Here is a 16980-nt window from a genome sequence, read left to right on the forward strand (position 1 = left end):
GCCGCCGCTTGCCGTGTTTTCCCTGATCGACCGAGATAGGTGGAAGGCATGTCGACGAACCTGCAGAAAGACGAACCGGGTGGCGCCGGTCGGGCCGCTCCGGACCGCTCCGGACCGCCGGTTCTGCGGCTGAGCGGGATTTCCAAGCGATTCGGCGCGGTGCAGGCACTGACCGACGTGGACCTTGAGGTGTACGCCGGTGAGGTGTTGGCGCTGGTCGGCGACAACGGCGCCGGCAAGTCCACGCTGATCAAGGTCGTCGCCGGTGTCAACGCTCCGGACGAGGGTGTGATCGAGTTCGGCGGCCGGCCGGTGAGCATTTCCCGCCCGCATGACGCCCAGCGCCTGGGCATCGCCACGGTCTATCAGGACCTGGCGCTCGCCGACAATCTCGACGTGGTCGGAAATCTTTTCCTGGGCAGCGAAATCTACCGGTGGGGCCTGCTGGATGAGGTCGCCATGGAGAAGAAGGCCCGCGAGCTGCTCGACACGCTGTCGATCAAGATTCCGAGCGTACGCATCCCGGTGGCCTCGCTGTCCGGTGGCCAGCGCCAGGTGGTCGCGATTTCCCGGTCAACTGCTGCTGGGAGAACCCAAGCTGGTCGTGCTGGACGAGCCGACCGCGGCGCTGGGCGTGGAGCAGACCGCCCAGGTGCTCGACCTGGTCGAGCGGCTCCGCGACCGCGGCCTCGCGGTGATCATCATCAGCCACAACATGGTGGACGTACGAGCGGTGTCCGACCGGGTCGCGGTTCTGCGGCTGGGCCGCAACAACGGCACCTTCGACGTGGCGTCCACCACCCAGGAACAGATCATCGCCGCCATCACCGGCGCGACCGACAACGCGGTGAGCCGGCGAGCGTCCCGCGACCACGCGCAGTCATGACACCGGCTAAGGCAGCGCAGCGAACGGCAGGGGAGCGAAAGTGACAACCAGCAAGCCGAGCACCACGCCGGTGCCGCAGGCGGCGCCGGCCGGGCCGGTCAGCCAGATCGACCCGCGACTTCTGGTACGGGAACAGGGTTTCAGCGGTTACCTGCAGGAGGCGCAGCGGCGGATCCGCGGTGGTGAATACGGCTCGCTGCCGGTCATCGTCGGTCTCATCCTGATCTGGGCGGTCTTCCAGTTCCTGAACCCGCGATTCCTGTCGCCGCAGAACCTGACCAACATCAGCCTCGACATCGTACCCACCGGCCTGATCGCGGTCGGCATCGTCTTTGTCTTGCTGCTCGGCGAAATTGACCTGTCGGTTGGTTCGGTCGGTGGCGCTTGTACGGCGATTTTGGCGGTAGTCAACGTCAACTGGGGCCTGAACGCCTTCGTGTCCATCCTGCTGGCGGTCGTCGCCGGCATGGCGATGGGCCTGCTCCACGGCTTCTTCTTCGCGAAGATCGGCGTACCGGCATTCATTGTGACGCTGGCCGGCCTGCTCGGCTGGAACGGCGTCATGCTGGTCGTCTTCGGCCTCGACGGGACGATCAACCTGGACTACAACGGCGGCGTCGTCCAGCTCACCACCACCTTCTTCGGGCAGACCATCGTGGGTTACTCGGTGGCCGGCGCGGTGGTGGCGCTCTACCTGATCTGGTCGCTGGTTTCACGCAGCCGCCGGCAGGCCGCCGGCATCCCGACCCGCAGCGTCAACGAGATCGTTATCCGCGCGGTCGGCATGGCGATCCTGCTGTTCGCGGTGGCCATTGTGCTGAACCTGTACAAGGGCCTGCCGCTGGCGCTGGTGATCTTCCTGGCCTTCGTGGTGCTGCTGGACTTCGTGCTCCGCAAGACCTCGTTCGGGCGCAAGGTGTTCGCGCTCGGCGGCAGCGTCGAGGCGTCCCGCCGGGCCGGCATCAACGTGGCCGCGATCCGGATGATGGTCTTCACCGTCTCCTGTGGCATGGCCGCGGTCGGCGGCGTGTTCTTCGCGTCCCGGCTGACCTCGGCGAACCAGTCCGGCCTGGACCAGAACGTGCTGATGAACGCGATCGCCGCCGCCGTCATTGGTGGTACGAGCCTGTTCGGCGGCCGCGGCAGCACGTACTCCGCGCTGCTGGGCGTCCTGGTGATCCAGTCGATCCGGTCCGGGATGGCCCTTGAGGGCATCGGAAACGCCATCCAGTTCATCGTCACCGGCGTGGTGCTGCTGGCCGCGGTGACCCTGGACTCGGTGTCCCGGCGCAGCCAGAAGGCATCCGGACGTGCTTAGCGTCGGACTATTGGTCGTACGAACAGGGACCTAGGACGGTAGTCACACCCACTCGGGTTGGTCGCTGAAAAGATAGGCCCTCGCCTGCTGGCGGGGGCCTATCTTTCGCATGATCAACTCTTCGTCATCACCCTGAAAGTGCAGGGATCGCGGTGATCAATCATCCTCGAAGGGGATGGCAGATTAGACTCGCGAGTTGCGTCAGCCAAAGACCTAGGAGGCCCGCTGGTGGAGCAGCAACGAAGCTTGCTCGAACAGATCGCCGGACCAAGAGACCTGCGCAGGCTGCCTGCGTCCGAGCTCCCGGCGTTGGCCAGCCAGATCCGCGAGTTCCTGGTCCAGAAGGTGTCCCGTACCGGCGGGCACCTCGGCCCGAACTCCTCGGTGTGGTCGAGGTCACGCTGGCGATCCACCGGGTGTTCTGCTCCCCGGCTGACCGGGTGCTCTTCGACACTGGCCACCAGTCGTACGTACACAAGATGATCACTGGCCGGCAGGCCGGGTTCGATGAGCTGCGACGCCGCGGCGGGCTGTCCGGCTACCCGAGCCAGGCCGAGAGCGACCACGACGTTATCGAGAACTCGCACGCGTCGACCGCGCTGTCGTACGCGGACGGCCTGGCCAAGGCGTATGCGCTGACTGGCCAGGGCCGGCACGTGGTCGCGGTGGTCGGCGACGGCGCGCTGACTGGCGGCATGTGCTGGGAGGCGCTGAACAACATCGCCGCCGGCAAGGACCGCCGGCTCGTCATCGTCGTCAACGACAACGGCCGTTCGTACGCACCGACCATCGGCGGCCTCGCCGACCACCTCGCCACCCTGCGGCTCACGCCCGGGTACGAGCGCGCGCTGGACATGATCCGTGACGTGCTGGACCACACCCCGCTGGTTGGACCGCCGCTTTTCGAGGCGCTGCACGGCATCAAAAAGGGTCTCAAGGACGTCGTCGCACCGCAGGGCATGTTCGAGGACCTCGGCCTCAAGTATATCGGCCCGATCGACGGGCACGACTGTGTGGCGATGGAGTCGGCGCTGCGCCGCGCCAAGCGATATGGCGGGCCGGTTATCGTGCACGCGGTGACCCGCAAGGGATACGGGTACGCGCCGGCCGAAATGGACACCGAGGACTGCCTGCACGGGCCGGGTGCTTTCGATCCGGAGACCGGAAAGTCGCTGGCCAAGCCGTCGGTGAAGTGGACCGGTGTGTTCGCCGACTCGCTGGTGGCGGCCGCCGAGCGGCGCCCGGACATCGTCGGCATCACCGCCGCGATGCCCGGCCCGACCGGCATCGCCGAGATGGCCCGCGTCTTCCCGGAGCGGGTGTTCGACGTCGGCATCGCCGAGCAGCACGCGGTCACCTCGGCCGCCGGCCTCGCGCTGGGTGGCATGCATCCGGTGGTGGCGCTCTACGCGACCTTCCTGAACAGGGCTTTCGACCAGACGCTGCTCGACGTGGCGATGCACAAGCTGCCGGTCACGTTCGTCCTCGACCGCGCCGGGGTGACCGGGCCGGACGGGCCGAGCCACTACGGCATCTGGGACTTCTCGATGCTTGGCATGGTGCCGGGGATGCGGGTAGCCGCGCCGCGCGACGCCGAACGGCTGGTGGAGGAATTCGCCGAGGCCGTTGAGGTGTCCGACGGGCCGACCGCGATCCGGTTCCCGACCGGGTCGGTGCCGGACCCGATCCCGGCGCTGGAACGGATCGGCGGCGTGGACGTACTCACCGCCCCGGCCAGCAAGGACGTGCTGCTGGTCGCCGTCGGCGCGTTCGCCGGGATGGCCGTCGAGGTGGCCGAGCGGGTCGCCGGCGAAGGCATCGGCGTCACCGTGGTCGACCCGCGCTGGGTCATCCCGATGCCGTCCACCGTCCTGGGACCTCGCGGCCGACCACCGGTTGGTGGTGACGCTGGAGGACGGCGTACGTGCCGGCGGCATCGGCGCCACCCTCAGCCAGTCGCTGCGTGACCGCGACGTGGAGGTGGCCGTACGCGACCTGGGCGTACCCAAGGCGTGGCATCCGCACGGCACCCGCGCCCAGATCCTCGCCGACATCGGCCTGACCGCGCAGGACATCGCCCGCCAGGTCACCGGCTGGGTGTCCCGGCTGGACTCTCACCCGCTGTCTGTCCACCTCTCCTCCTCTTCCGACTAACCCTCCGTAATCGGCTTTTTTGCCGCATCGACGCTCACCGCACGCATCGCGTCGATGCGGCAACGACCGGCGGGAGATCAAGATCACCGAGGGTCAGCGGACCGGGGGAGCGGCGGCAAGGTAGGGTCGTCTGCGTCGGCGATCCGCACAGTCTTGCCTCGGATCGCATTTTGTAGTCGACCACCCACGCGCCGCGAGCCGTCAAGGGTTCGCGCCGGGCAGGACGACCCTTCCACGTACGGAGTAATCCATGGCGGCCCGCCGCCCTCGCAACGCGCCTTCAGCACGCCCTGTTTCGACCCCTTCAACCCCTACTGAAACTCAAGCACCACCTGTTTCGACCGCCAGCTTCGCCGAGTTGGGCGTACCGCAGGTTCTCGTCGACGCGCTCGCCGCGGCCGGCATCACCAGCCCGTTCCCGATCCAGGCGGCCACCCTGCCGGACACCCTGGCCGGCCGGGACGTGCTCGGCCGCGGTCGTACGGGCTCCGGTAAGACCTACGCCTTCGCGCTGCCGGTCCTCGCCCGGCTGGCGGCCAAGCCGGCCAAGCGCCAGCCCGGCCGCCCCCGCGCGCGCTCATCCTCGCCCCGACCCGCGAGCTGGCCAGCCAGATCGACGCGACCATCGCGCCGCTGGCGCAGGCCCTCGGGCTGCGGACGCTCACCGTCTTCGGTGGTGTCGGCGCGCGGCCGCAGATCTCCGGCCTGCGGGCCGGCGTGGACATCGTGGTCGCCTGCCCGGGCCGGCTCGCCGACCACGTGTCGACCGGCGCGGCCTATCTCGACGCGATCGAGATCACCGTGCTGGACGAGGCCGACCACATGGCCGACCTCGGCTTCCTGCCGGTCGTACGACGCCTTATGGACCTGACTCCGCGGCAGGGCCAGCGGCTGCTCTTCTCGGCGACGCTGGACGGCGGTGTGGACGTACTGGTCCGCCGGTTCATGTCCGACCCGGTGGTGCACAGCGTCGACTCGTCGCTGTCGCCGGTGGGCACCATGACGCACCACGTCCTGCACGTCAGCGCTTCGGACCGGCTGCCGGTGTTGGTGGACCTGACCGCCGCTCCCGGCCGCACGCTGGTCTTCACTCGTACGAAGCGGGGCGCGAAGACACTGGCCAAGCGGCTGGTTGCCTCCGGGGTGCCGGCGGTGGAGCTGCACGGCAACCTCGCGCAGAACGCCCGCAACCGCAACCTGGCCGCGTTTTCCGACGGTACGGCCAAAACGCTGGTCGCCACCGACATCGCGGCCCGCGGCATCCACGTCGACGACGTGGCCCTGGTGATCCACGCCGACCCGCCGATGGAACACAAGGCATATCTGCACCGCTCCGGCCGTACGGCCCGCGCCGGTGCCGCTGGCACGGTCGTCACGCTGGCGACCGACGACCAGGCGAGTGAGGTCCGCGACCTGGCTCGCAAGGCCGGCATCCGGCCGACGACTACCCGGCTGCGGGCTGGCGACGCGCTGCTGCAGAAGCTCGCCCCCGGCGAGCGGACCTTCGTCGCCCCCGCCGCCGGCGCTGGCCGAGCCGCCGTCCGACCGCGCGCCACGGGCCCGCCGGTCCCCCGAAGCCGCCGGCCGGTCGTACGAGGCAGGGCAACGACTCGGGGCGTACGTACGTCGTCGTCGCGCTCTTCGTCGAGCCGCCGCTCCGGGTCGACTGGCGGTGGCCGTACGGCCTCGGCCGGCCAGCCGGGCGGTCTCGCCGCGTTCTCCTCGCGGGCCGGCGGTCGCCGGGGTCGCTGACCCCTCACCACCTCCAGCAAGTGTCCCTCGCCGGTTTCCGGCGGGGGACACTTCGCATTTCAGCCCGTCAGCTCATCCGGCCGGTGCGGTGATGGTCTGTGACGTACGCCCAGACGTTGTCGTCGCAGCTGGCCACCACCTTGTCGAAGGCGGACTGGTCGACCCGATAGGTCGTGAACAGCTCAAGCCAGCTGTCGCTCGAGGCGCGCGGATCCCATGCCTGGGTGGGAATTTGGATGTGATCCGACCGGTGGCTTTTGTCCTGGCTGGTGATCTTCAGGACGTCGGCGGATCCCCGATATGTGCGTAGCACCAAGCAAGGACGCCGCTTCGAGCCGGAACCGTCGGCGAAGGGCACCTCGGCCCACCAGATTTCCCCTGGATCAGGGCCGATGACCTCCCATTCGTCCGGCTCGTGGACCGGTTTGGTGGGTGGCCAGACGGTCGCGGCTGAGTCGACGTACGCGGTGGGTGCTCGCCGTTGGTGCGGTGGCCCGACGGGTGGCGGTCGTCGTCGTCGCGGCGCCGCGAAGCGATTCGGTCGAGACCGTGATGTCCGAACGCCCAGAAGGCAGGCGGCTGTGACGCCGACGATCACGACTGTCACGCATGCCGCCTCGCACAGCAGAGCCAGGATCGGGCTCCACAGGTCGTCCGCGGATAGTGCATTCATCGCTCGCCCCGCACCCCCGACCTGCCGCATTCGTCCGGTTCGAGCGCCCTCGGGTCCCGAACGAATCTGACATTCGCCCGCAAAGATACCGAACTGCAACGAGAGGCTCGTGGTCTTTGAATGGCTGTGTTAATCTTTGAACGTGCATTCAGATAATCAGACGTTCATTGAAACGGCCCGCCGGGCGCAGTTGGTGGACTGTGCGATCCAGGCGATCGCGGAGTGGGGATACGCGCGCGCTTCGATGGCCAAGATCGCCGCCCGGGCTGGCGTCAGCACCGGCGTGATCTCGTACCACTTCGGCAGCAAGGAAGAGCTGATCGAGCAGGTGGTGGCCACCGTGGTGACGGTCGGCAAGGAGGCCATCGAGCCGCACGTGAGGGCGGCTGGCGGAGCTCGAGCGGGCCTGCGGGCGCTGATCATCACGAACCTGGACTTCATCCGTACGCACCCGGCCTACATGCGCGCGATGGTCGAGATCATCGCGCGCGGCGGGCCGGTGGACGGCAGTGGTCCGTACGCAGGGCATGGCGATGCCGCGATCGAGGACGTGCAGAAGGTGTTGCACTGGGGGCAGCAGACCGGCGAGTTCCGGCATCTCGACACCCGGGTCGTCGCGGTCGCGCTGCGGGCCGCGATCGACGCGATCGCCACTCGGCTGAGCGCCGAGCCTGACCTGGATCTCGTCCGATATGGCGAACAGCTCGCCGACATGTTCGATTTTGCCACCAGAAAGGGACAATGATGACCGCGGCGCTGGAAATATCAGGCCTGCGCAAGAATTTTGCCACCAAGGTGGCGGTGGACGGCATTTCGCTGACCATCCCGGCCGGCTCTTTCTACGGCGTGCTGGGGTCAAACGGTGCAGGCAAGACCACCGCGCTGTCGATGGCGGTTGGCCTGCTGCGGCCGGATGCGGGGCGTTCGCTGGTGTTCGGCCACGACGTGTGGACCGATCCGGTACGGGCGAAGGCGTTGATCGGCGTGCTGCCGGACGGCCTCGCGATGCCCGAGCGACTGACCGGCCGGGAAGTGTTGACCTACCTCGGAATGTTGCGTGGAATCGACCGCGCCCAGCTGCGCAGGCGAGTCGACGACCTGCTCGGAGTGCTGGAACTCGACCAGCAGGAGAAGACCCTGGTCATCGAATATTCCACCGGCATGCGCAAAAAGATCGGGCTCGCTGTCGCCCTCCTGCACGCGCCTCGACTTTTGGTGCTGGACGAGCCTTTCGAGGCCGTCGACCCGGTGTCGGCGGCGACCATTCGGACGATCCTGCAGCGGTTTGTCGAAGGCGGCGGCTCGGTGGTCATTTCCAGCCACGTGATGGCACTGGTCGAGGGGCTGTGCGACCACGTGGCGGTGGTCAACGACGGCCGGATCGCGGCCGCTGGGCCGATCGCGGACGTACGCGCCAACCGGCCGCTGGAAGACGTTTTTTTGTGTCGCTGGTGGTGGGCGCGAGCGCCCCACGGACCGAGGGGCTGTCGTGGCTTTCGCGCTGATTCGCATGAAACTGGCGATCCTGCGGCACGCACTGCGGGACAGTCAACGCGCGGTCTTGGTGGTGCTGGGTGCGACTTTCGGCCTGGTCGCCGCGGCCGGCACGATCTGGGGATCGCTGCAGAGCGGCCGAGTTCTGGCCGCCGCGCTGGCTTTGTGGACCTTTGGTTGGATTTTCGGTCCGGTCTTCACCGGGGGCGACGAGAGCCTGCGGCCGGAGTTCTTCTCGATGCTGCCGTCCACCCGGCGCCGGTTTGTCGGTGGCCTGTTGTCCGCGTCTTTCGTTGGTGTGGCACCGCTGGTCAGCCTGTTCGCGCTGCTGTCGCTGGTCGTTTACGGCGCTCACCTCGGAGTCGCCGCCGCCTTCGTCGCGCTGCCAGCGGTGGCTCTGCAACTGGCCCTGATGGTGCTGCTCGCCCGGGTGACGGTCGCACTTTTCGGACTGTTGCTGCGATCGCTCGCCGGCGCGATCGTCGGTGGTCTGCTCAACGCGCTGGTGATGGCGTTCGCCGCGCAGGGCTGGGCGGTCGTGCTGGCGTTCGCGCCAGCCGGCGGCCTGGGCTGGGTGGGTGGACGTGGTGCTGCGGGCGGTGCCATCGGGCTGGGGGATGGCCGCGGTCGAGGCAGCCGCCCGCGGTGACTGGGCGCGGGTTTTCGCGGCCCTGCTGGGTTTGGCGGTGCTGAGTGCGGGACTGTTCGGTGCCTGGATGCTGCTTTTGCCGCTGCGTACCGGAAATCCCCGGCTGCAAGGCAGTGCGCGGCGGCTGTTGGTGGCGCGTGGCACGCTGGGCACCGCGGTCGGAAAGGAATTGCGGAGTTGGACGCGGGACTTCCTGCGAGTCGGCATGGGAGTTTTTTTCGCTCAGCTATGGCCTACTTTTCTGCCTCCTGCCGCTGGTGCTCGGCTGGATGGTCGAATTGCCTTTCGCGGGACTGATTTTCGTTGCGATGGCGGCCGCCACGGCGGCGAACCTTTACAGCACGGACGGCACCGCGCTTTGGGCGATCCTGCTGACGCCAGGTGCCGAGCGGGTGGACGTACGAGCGAGGCAGACGGCCTGGTTGCTCGCGGTCGGCCCGATCGCGCTGGTGGTCACCGTGGTGCTGACGGCGGGGAGCGGACAGACCTGGGCGTGGCCGCTGGTTTTGTCTTTGCTGCCGGCCATGCTCGGCGGCGGCGGCGCTGGCGTGGTCGTGCTGGCGTCGGTTTTCGCCCTGATTCCCGGCACGGATCCGCAGAAGCGCGGCAACAATCCGCTCAGCCTCGGAGAAAAGGGCGGTGACGCGATGGGCCTCTCACGTACTTGCTGCTGGCCTGCGTGCCGTTGACCGGTGTTCCCGCGCTGCTCGCGACGTTCGTTGGTTCGTGGTGGGGCGTCCCGACCGGGATTGTCAGCGGAGCGCTGTGTTTCTGGGGCTTTGGCGCGCTGGCGATTCGCCGGCTGCAAGCCCGCGGGCCGGAACTGTTGAACCTGATGCGAATGGGCTCTACCGGCCGTGCGCAGTCCGAGCGGTCGCTCTCGATCAATCTTCCGGTCATGCAACGACTGCTGGTCGGCCTCTGCCTCGGTTTTGGTGCCATCCCCCTGATTCCGCAGGGCATCGTGCCGGCGGTTTCGTTGCTCGTCGGCAGTCGGACCCGCTCGTGGTTCCTCGCCTTGTACGCGCCGGCCGGCTGGCAGTGGCCGACCGCGCTCGCGATGGTGGCCCTCGGGCTGGCCATGTACGGGATCGGCGTGACCCTCATCGTCCGTGCCCGCAGGCGTACCGGCGCCCTCGCCTGACGGCCGCGATGGCCTCATCACGTGCGTGGGCTGAATTTTCGTCGAGTGCGGGACTTTATCCCGCACTCGACGTCGAGTGTGGGGTTTTGTGCCGCACTCGACGCTAGACCCCCATGAGGCACCGGGTCACGGAGTGAGCTCGGTCATAGCACCGAAACCGGCCAGAGTGCGGGCGTCCCGCTCGGCCAGTCCTTTCAGGTTCAGCAGCTGTCTGCGCATCATCACGAAATCGCCCCAGGCCAGCAGGGTGGCGCCGAACCGGCCGCTGCCCAGCACCAGCCGGCAGATCAGCCGGCAGTTCTGGTCGTCCAGCGGCTCGATCGCGTAGGTGCCCGCCAGCGGGCCGAAAAGCCGTTCGGCGGCCGGGAACGAGCGGCCGGAGAACTGATGCCCGGGTTCGATGTCGACCAGGGTGAACACCATGAGCTGCTGCCCGGCGGCGAGTTTTTCGGCTCCTGGCGTGAGAATCCGCGGGCTGCGCCGACCCCAGTGGTCGATCCAGTCGTAGCTGTACGGCGCCACGCGGTCTGACAGAGCCAGCGGTAAGCGACCGGGGCGGGCGCTCGTACGGTCACCGCTCTCGTCAGCCGCTCGACCGGGCCAGCCAGGTAATTGTCGGCCGGATAGGTCCGGGTGACCTCGGCGCTGGTGGCGCCCCAGTTGCGTGCCCATCCTCGGATCATCGGCCTGCCTTCCGTACGGTGCCGTATGGTCTCACCGTACGGTACCGTACGGCGATGGTGGTGAAAAGGCGGTTGTCCCGGCAGGACTGGGCCGAAGCGGCGCTGGCCGCGCTCGCCGACGGCGGTCTGGCCGCGGTGGCTGTGGAGCCGCTGGCGATCCGGCTGGGCACCACCAAAGGCAGCTTTTACTGGCATTTCGCCAACCGGGAGGCGCTCGTCCAAGCGGCCGTCGAGCGGTGGGCCGACGAGCACACCGAGGCGTTGATCCGGCAGTTGGAGCCTGTCTCCGATCCCGCCACTCGGCTCCGCCAGCTCTTTGAGGCCGCCATCGGCAGCGGTCGCATCAGCCGGGCGGAGCTGGCACTGCTCGCCCACGCGGACGACCCACTGGTGGCGCCGGTGCTGTCCCGGGTGACCGCTCGCCGGGTTGACTTCATCGCCGCCTGCTACGCCGAGACCGGCGTCCCTCCCGGCGACGCGCGCCGGCACGCGGTGCTCGCGTACACCGCGCACATCGGGCTCATCCAGGCACAACGTGCCAGCGGCGGGACACTGCTGGCGGACCGGGACCGGCCGGCGTACCTGGATTTCCTCTACCGCGTGATCAGCGTGGAGAGACCGCCGAGGCGGTAAACGCGGATGTGCGCCAGAGGGTCGCACCGCCGCCGTACGGTAGAACCTGGCTGGCACACGAAGGGAGCGTGGCGGGGTGCGCGTACTGGTGGTCGAGGACGAGCGGGCGCTGGCCGACGCGCTCACCCGCGGGTTACGCCGGGAGGGGATGGCCGTCGACGTGGCGTACGAGGGCACCAGCGGGCACGAGATGGCGCTGACCACTCGGTATGACGTGGTGGTGCTCGACCGCGACCTGCCGGGCGTGCACGGCGACAAGATCTGCGCGGACCTGGTGGCCTCCGGGACGCTGACCCGGGTGCTGATGCTGACCGCGAGCGGCACGGTCGCGGATCGGGTCGAGGGGCTGGAGATCGGCGCGGACGACTACCTGCCCAAGCCGTTCGCCTTCGACGAGCTGGTCGCGCGCGTACGAGCGCTGGGCCGGCGGGCGACTCCACCGGCGCCGCCGGTGTTGGCCGCGCAGGGGGTCGCGCTGGATCCGGCCAAGCGGACGGTCACCAGGGGTGGTCGGCCGGTCGAGCTGACGCGTAAGGAGTTCGGCGTGCTGGAGGTGCTGCTGGCCGCCGGTGGCGCGGTGGTGTCCAGCGAGGAACTGCTGGAACGGGTCTGGGACGCCAACGCCGACCCGTTCACGACGACCGTACGGGTGACGATGATGACGTTGCGCAAGAAACTCGGCGAGCCCCAGGTCATCGAGACGGTGGTTGGCGCCGGCTACCGGGTCTACCCGTCATGACCGCGTTCGCGCCGGCCGGCGGGCCGCTCGCAGGCCCGGCCCGGCACCGGTTGCGGCCGACCCTGCGGCTGCGGCTGACGATCATCAACGGCGCGCTGCTGATCGCCGCCGGGGTGATCCTGCTGGGGCTCGCGTGGCTGATCGTGAACACCGGTCTCACCACCAGCGAGCAGGCGATGCCGGGCACCACCGTCACGGTCCGGCATGCCGACGGCACCACCGAGCGGATGGACGCTGCGCAGTGGCAGCGCGAGCGGGCCGAGGCGATCGAGGACAACCTCCTGCTGGAGGGCGCGTTCGCGCTGTTCGTGGTGTCCGTCATCGGTGTGACGGGTGGCTATCTGGTGACCCGCCGGGCACTGCGGCCGCTGCACGTGCTGACTCAGGCGGCTCGCGGGCTCTCCACCGACACGCTGTCCGAGCGGATCTCGCACATGGGCCCGGATGACGAGGTCAGCGAGCTGGCACAGACCTTCGACGGGATGCTGGACCGGCTGGGCGCCGCGTTCGACAGCCAGCGCCGGTTCGTCGCGAACGCGAGCCACGAGCTGCGGACGCCGTTGGCCGTCATGCGCACTGAGATCGATGTGACGCTGTCCGATCCGGACGGTTCGAACGAGGACCTGCGCCGGATGGGCCGGGTCGTCAGAGACGCCTCCAAGCGCGCCAACGACCTGATTGAGGCGCTGTTGCTGCTTGCTCGTACGGAGGCACAGGCCGGTCGCCGACTCAACAAGGAAGTCGCCGTCGACCTCGCCGTCGGGGTGTCGTCCACGCTCAACGCGATCAGCCGGGAGGTGCGCCGGCTGTCGCTGCAGGTGGAGACGATGTTCGCGCCGGCGATGGTGATGGGCGACCCGGCCCTGTTGGAGCGGCTCGCCGGCAACCTGATCGAGAACGCGGTCCGCTACAACCTGGCCGGCGGGCGACTGCAGGTGCGTACGGGCAGCGACGCCACCAGTGCGTGGCTGGTGGTCGCCAACACCGGGCCGGAGATCGATCTCGCCGAGGTGCCGCAGCTGTTCGAGCCGTTCCGGCGCGGTGGCGTGGAGCGGACCGGCACCCGAGGCGCCGGGTTGGGGCTCTCGATCGTGCGAGCCGTGGTCGACGCGCACAGCGGGATGGTCAAGGCGGTGCCGCTGCTCAACGGCGGTCTGGAGGTCACCGTCACGTTGCCAACCGCGGCTGTTCAGCGCCCCGCCGCGGTCGCCGGCCGAGCCGCGGTGCCCAGCTGAGCGTCTGGAGAGAAGAAGGAAGCGCAGCCCGACAGATGGGGGGTTTCCGTCGGACTGCGCACAGTTATTCTCTCACCACAGCGCGGTGGGTGAAACGACATCGCGACAAAAGTTTCGACCGCGTCCTGTCGTACGACGGCGTTGCCGCTGGACACCCGCCTTTTGCAGGGAAATCTCAGCGGCAACGACCGTTTTCAGGCGGCAGCATCTTATGCGGAAAAGACATACATAGAATGACCGTTTCGTGCCTGAATTTCGCTATTCTTATGTACGGCGGGGATAACGTCCTACGGCATGCTGGCGACGCCTGGGGCGAGGAACCGCCGGCCGGTGACCTTCTCCGAGACGCCGAGCCGGTCCAGCGCCGGCGTGATGCCGCCGAGATGGAACGGCCAGCCGGCGCCCAGGATCAGGCAGAGGTCGATGTCCTGCGCCTGCGCCACCACCTTCTCGTCCAGCATGATCCGGATCTCGTCGGCGACCGCGCCGAGCGCTCGGTCCCGAACAGCGTCCTCCGTAAGGACCGTATCGCCGACCTCCAGTAGGGCGGCGACCGCTGGATCGACCTGCTGCGTACCGGTTTCCCAGGTGTAGAAGGAAGACTTGCCAGCCTCGACCAGCTTTTTCAGATTCGACGAGACGTGAAAGCGAGCGGGGAAGGCGCCGTGCAGTGTTTCGCTCACGTGCAACGCGATAGCCGGGCCGACCAGCTGCATCAACAGCATCGGGCTCATCGGCAGGCCGAGCGGCTCGGTGGCCCGGTCCGCGACCTCGATCGGGGTGCCCTCGTCCACGGCTTTCATGATCTCGCCCATAAAACGGGTGAGGACACGGTTGACCACGAAGGCTGGCGCGTCGGCCACCAGCACGCTGGATTTCTTCAGCTGCTTCCCCACGGCGAACGCGGTGGCGAGCGTCGCGTCGTCGGTTTTGGCCGCTCGTACGATTTCCAGCAGCGGCAGCACCGCGACCGGGTTGAAGAAGTGGAAGCCGACGACCCGCTCCGGGTGCTTCAGCTCGGACGCCATCTCGGTGATCGACAGCGAGGACGTGTTGGTGGCCAGCACTGTTTCGGCTGGCACGACCGCCTCAACCTCGGCGAAGACCTGCTTTTTGACCGAGATCTCCTCGAAAACCGCCTCGATCACGAAGTCCGCGTCGGCGAAGGCATCCTTCGTCAGCGAGCCGGTGACCAGCGCCTTCAGCCGGTTGGCGGTGTCGGGGGAGACCCGCTTCTTGGCCAGCAGCTTGTCGATTTCGCTGTGGACGTACGAAACTCCCTTGTCCACCCGGGCCTGGTCGATGTCCGTCATGACGACCGGTACGAGCAGCCGGCGGGCGAACAGCAGCGCCAGCTGGCTGGCCATCAGGCCGGCGCCGACAATGCCGACCTTGGTCACTGGCCGGGCCAGGCTCCGGTCCGGCGCGCCGACCGGCCGTTTCGCCCTTTTCTGTACGAGGTCAAAAGAATACAAGCCGGCGCGCAGCTCGTCCGTACCGATCAGGTCGGCCAGCGCCTCGTCCTCGGCCGCCGTACCTTCCTCGAAGGACGCGGTTTTGGCCAGCTTCAACAGGTCCAGCGCACGATAGGGAGCCGGCGCGGCACCGTGTACGCGGCCGTCGACGACCGCCTTTCCGCGCGCCAGCGCGTCATCCCAGGCCTGGCCGCGGTCGATTTCCGGGCGTTCGACCACGATGTCGCCGCGCAGGACACCGGCGGCCCAGCCGAGCGAGCGCTCCAGGAAATCGGCCGGCTCGAACATCACGTCCGCGATGCCCAGCTCGAAAGCCTCGGTGGCCCGCAGCATTTTGTTCTGGTTCAGGGCATTCTCGATGATGACCTTGACGGCCTTGTCCGCGCCGATCAGGTGGGGCAGCAGCTGAGTGCCGCCCCAGCCTGGCACCAGGCCGAGGAAGCATTCCGGGAACGAAATCGCGGCGGCCCCCGACGAAAGTGTCCGGTAGTCGCAGTGCAGCGCGACCTCCAGGCCGCCGCCCATGGTGGCGCCGTTGTTGACAAACGCGAAGGTCGGGATGGAAGTGTTCTTCAGTTTCGCGAAAACGTGGTGCCCGGACCGTGCGATGGCGAGCGCCTCGTCCCGGGACGACAGCGCGCCCACACCGGAAAGGTCAGCGCCCACCGCGAAAATGAACGGCTTGCCGGTGATCGCGATCGCTCGTACGGCCGGAGAGCGCGCCTGGATCTCGTCGATCGCGGCTTCCAGCTCCGCCAGCCCGCCCGGACCGAAAGTGTTCGGGCGAGTGTGGTCGTGGCCGTTGTCCAGCGTGATCAGCGCGATGTCGCCAGCCAGATAACGGACGTGGGAGTGGGTGACGACCTCGTCCGGAAAGTGCTTGGCCAGTTCTGAAGTATTGGTCATCGGGATGTCTCTTTTCCAGTCCAGTGCGGGTTTTCCCAGATGACGCTGCCGCCCATGCCGATGCCGATGCACATGGCGGTGAGGCCGTACCGAACGTCCGGCCGGGCCTCAAAATGCCGGGCCAGCTGGGTCATCAGCCGCACTCCGGAGGAAGCGAGCGGGTGGCCGATGGCGATCGCGCCGCCCCACGGGTTGACGCGATCGTCGTCGTCCGCGATGCCGAAGTGTTCCAGGAACGCGAGGACCTGGACGGCGAATGCCTCGTTCAGCTCGAAAATTCCGATGTCCTCAATGGACAGTCCGGTCTTCGCGAGCGCTTTCTCGGTGGATGGTACGGGACCGATGCCCATCACTTCTGGCTCCACGCCGACGAAACCGTAGCCGACCAGCCGCATGGCGACCGGAAGTTCGAGCTCTTCAGCAACATCCTCGGCGGCCAGGATGCAGGCGGTCGCGCCGTCGTTCAGGCCAGCCGCGTTGCCGGCGGTGATCCGACCGTGCGGGCGGAACGGCGTCTTGAGCCCGGCGAGACCTTCCAGCGTGGTACCCGGCCGCGGCGGCTCGTCGGCGGTCGCGAGGCCCCAGCCGTGCTCGGCGGAGCGGGTCGCCATCGGCACCAGGTCGCGGTCGATGTGGCCGTTGGCCAGCGCTTTCGCGTATTTCTGCTGGCTGGCGAGCGCGTACGCGTCGCAGCGTTCCTTGGTCAGGCCCGGGAACCGGTCGTGCAGGTTTTCCGCGGTCGAGCCCATCACCAGCGCCGACGGGTCGACGATCTTCTCGGCCAGGAACCGCGGGTTCGGGTCGACGCCCTCGCCCATCGGGTGCCGGCCCATGTGTTCGACACCGCCGGCGAGCGCGATGTCGTACGCGCCGATGGCGATGCCGCCGGAAACCGTGGTCACCGCCGTCATCGCGCCCGCGCACATCCGGTCGATGGCGTAACCGGGGACCGTCTTGGGCAGCCCCGCCAACAGCGCGGCGGTCCGGCCGATGGTCAGTCCCTGGTCGCCGATCTGGGTGGTCGCCGCGATCGCGACCTCGTCGATGCGCTCCGGCGGCAGGCCCGGATTGCGGCGCAACAGCTCACGGATCACCCGTACGACCATGTCGTCGGCCCTGGTCTCGGCGTACAAACCCTTGGGCCCGGCCTTGCCGAACGGCGTGCGGGCGCCGTCGACGAAGACGACGTCCCTAATCTCCCGGCGAGTGCGGGTGGTGGACACAGCAGGCCTCCCGATC

General features: G+C 68.2%; 13 protein-coding genes and 3 pseudogenes. 12 read left to right on the plus strand and 4 right to left on the minus strand.

All coding sequences use genetic code 11. From position 1 onward, the window contains the following. The first annotated feature begins 48 nt into the window (after nucleotides 1–48). The 4 genes and pseudogenes from GNX96_RS13695 (at nucleotide 49) to GNX96_RS13710 (ending at nucleotide 6110) form a co-directional block, all read left to right on the plus strand. Complete coding sequence (locus tag GNX96_RS13695; protein ID WP_279580270.1) at nucleotides 49–930, plus strand: ATP-binding cassette domain-containing protein; 882 nt, start codon at nucleotides 49–51, stop codon at nucleotides 928–930. Next, nucleotides 927–2204, plus strand: a complete 1278-nt coding sequence (locus GNX96_RS13700) for a sugar ABC transporter permease (protein ID WP_163568369.1) — start codon at nucleotides 927–929, stop codon at nucleotides 2202–2204. The genes GNX96_RS13695 and GNX96_RS13700 overlap by 4 nt, the downstream gene beginning before the upstream one ends. A gap of 246 nt (nucleotides 2205–2450) precedes the next feature. Then, nucleotides 2451–4358: pseudogene (gene dxs / locus GNX96_RS13705) on the plus strand (1-deoxy-D-xylulose-5-phosphate synthase). A 250-nt stretch (nucleotides 4359–4608) separates the two neighbouring features. Beyond that, nucleotides 4609–6110, plus strand: a pseudogene (locus GNX96_RS13710) (DEAD/DEAH box helicase). Between the two features lie 67 nt (nucleotides 6111–6177). Here GNX96_RS13710 and GNX96_RS13715 read toward each other — a convergent pair. Continuing rightward, nucleotides 6178–6783 (minus strand): type II toxin-antitoxin system PemK/MazF family toxin, encoded by a 606-nt coding sequence (locus GNX96_RS13715; protein ID WP_163568370.1) that lies wholly within the window; start codon nucleotides 6781–6783, stop codon nucleotides 6178–6180. 193 nt (nucleotides 6784–6976) lie between these two features. On the opposite strand from GNX96_RS13715, the gene GNX96_RS13720 reads away from it, so the two are divergent. From GNX96_RS13720 to GNX96_RS13740, 5 genes and pseudogenes are all read left to right on the plus strand, one after another. Further along, on the plus strand, nucleotides 6977–7528 hold the full coding sequence (locus GNX96_RS13720; RefSeq protein WP_163568371.1) for a TetR/AcrR family transcriptional regulator: 552 nt from the start codon (nucleotides 6977–6979) through the stop codon (nucleotides 7526–7528). Next, nucleotides 7528–8061 (plus strand): annotated as a pseudogene (locus GNX96_RS61105) (ABC transporter ATP-binding protein); the annotation flags it as partial. The gene GNX96_RS13720 and the pseudogene GNX96_RS61105, both read left to right, overlap by 1 nt. A gap of 211 nt (nucleotides 8062–8272) precedes the next feature. Beyond that, complete coding sequence (locus tag GNX96_RS13730) at nucleotides 8273–8926, plus strand: hypothetical protein (protein ID WP_163568372.1); 654 nt, start codon at nucleotides 8273–8275, stop codon at nucleotides 8924–8926. A gap of 257 nt (nucleotides 8927–9183) precedes the next feature. After that, nucleotides 9184–9615, plus strand: a complete 432-nt coding sequence (locus GNX96_RS13735; RefSeq protein ID WP_279580271.1) for a hypothetical protein — start codon at nucleotides 9184–9186, stop codon at nucleotides 9613–9615. Continuing rightward, nucleotides 9606–10070 carry a hypothetical protein gene (locus GNX96_RS13740; protein WP_279580272.1) on the plus strand — a complete coding sequence of 155 codons (465 nt, stop codon included), beginning with the start codon at nucleotides 9606–9608 and terminating at the stop codon, nucleotides 10068–10070. The genes GNX96_RS13735 and GNX96_RS13740 overlap by 10 nt, the downstream gene beginning before the upstream one ends. 126 nt (nucleotides 10071–10196) lie before the next feature. On the opposite strand, the gene GNX96_RS13745 is transcribed toward GNX96_RS13740, so the two are convergent. Continuing rightward, entirely contained in the window at nucleotides 10197–10742 is a 546-nt protein-coding gene (locus GNX96_RS13745; RefSeq protein WP_163568375.1) for a hypothetical protein, read from the minus strand. Nucleotides 10743–10807: 65 nt separating this feature from the next. Between GNX96_RS13745 and GNX96_RS13750 the strand changes: the two genes are divergently transcribed. From GNX96_RS13750 to GNX96_RS13760, 3 genes are all read left to right on the plus strand, one after another. Next, complete coding sequence (locus GNX96_RS13750; RefSeq protein ID WP_163568376.1) at nucleotides 10808–11386, plus strand: TetR/AcrR family transcriptional regulator; 579 nt, start codon at nucleotides 10808–10810, stop codon at nucleotides 11384–11386. Nucleotides 11387–11462: 76 nt separating this feature from the next. Then, a complete protein-coding gene (locus tag GNX96_RS13755) occupies nucleotides 11463–12125 on the plus strand; it encodes a response regulator transcription factor (RefSeq protein ID WP_163568377.1) in 663 nt (220 codons plus the stop codon). After that, nucleotides 12122–13360, plus strand: a complete 1239-nt coding sequence (locus tag GNX96_RS13760; protein WP_163568378.1) for a sensor histidine kinase — start codon at nucleotides 12122–12124, stop codon at nucleotides 13358–13360. Before GNX96_RS13755 ends, GNX96_RS13760 begins: the two co-directional genes overlap by 4 nt. Before the next feature lie 287 nt (nucleotides 13361–13647). Here the strand turns inward: GNX96_RS13760 and GNX96_RS13765 are convergent, their stop codons facing one another. Next, nucleotides 13648–15741, minus strand: coding sequence for a 3-hydroxyacyl-CoA dehydrogenase NAD-binding domain-containing protein (locus GNX96_RS13765; protein WP_163568379.1), 2094 nt, complete (start codon nucleotides 15739–15741; stop codon nucleotides 13648–13650). Next, nucleotides 15738–16964: a thiolase family protein gene (locus tag GNX96_RS13770; protein ID WP_279580273.1), complete on the minus strand. Its 1227-nt coding sequence runs from the start codon at nucleotides 16962–16964 to the stop codon at nucleotides 15738–15740. Before GNX96_RS13770 ends, GNX96_RS13765 begins: the two co-directional genes overlap by 4 nt. Between the last annotated feature and the right edge of the window lie 16 nt (nucleotides 16965–16980).

Source organism: Fodinicola feengrottensis, assembly GCF_010993775.1.
In the GTDB taxonomy this organism is placed as follows: Bacteria; Actinomycetota; Actinomycetes; order Mycobacteriales; family HKI-0501; genus Fodinicola; species Fodinicola feengrottensis.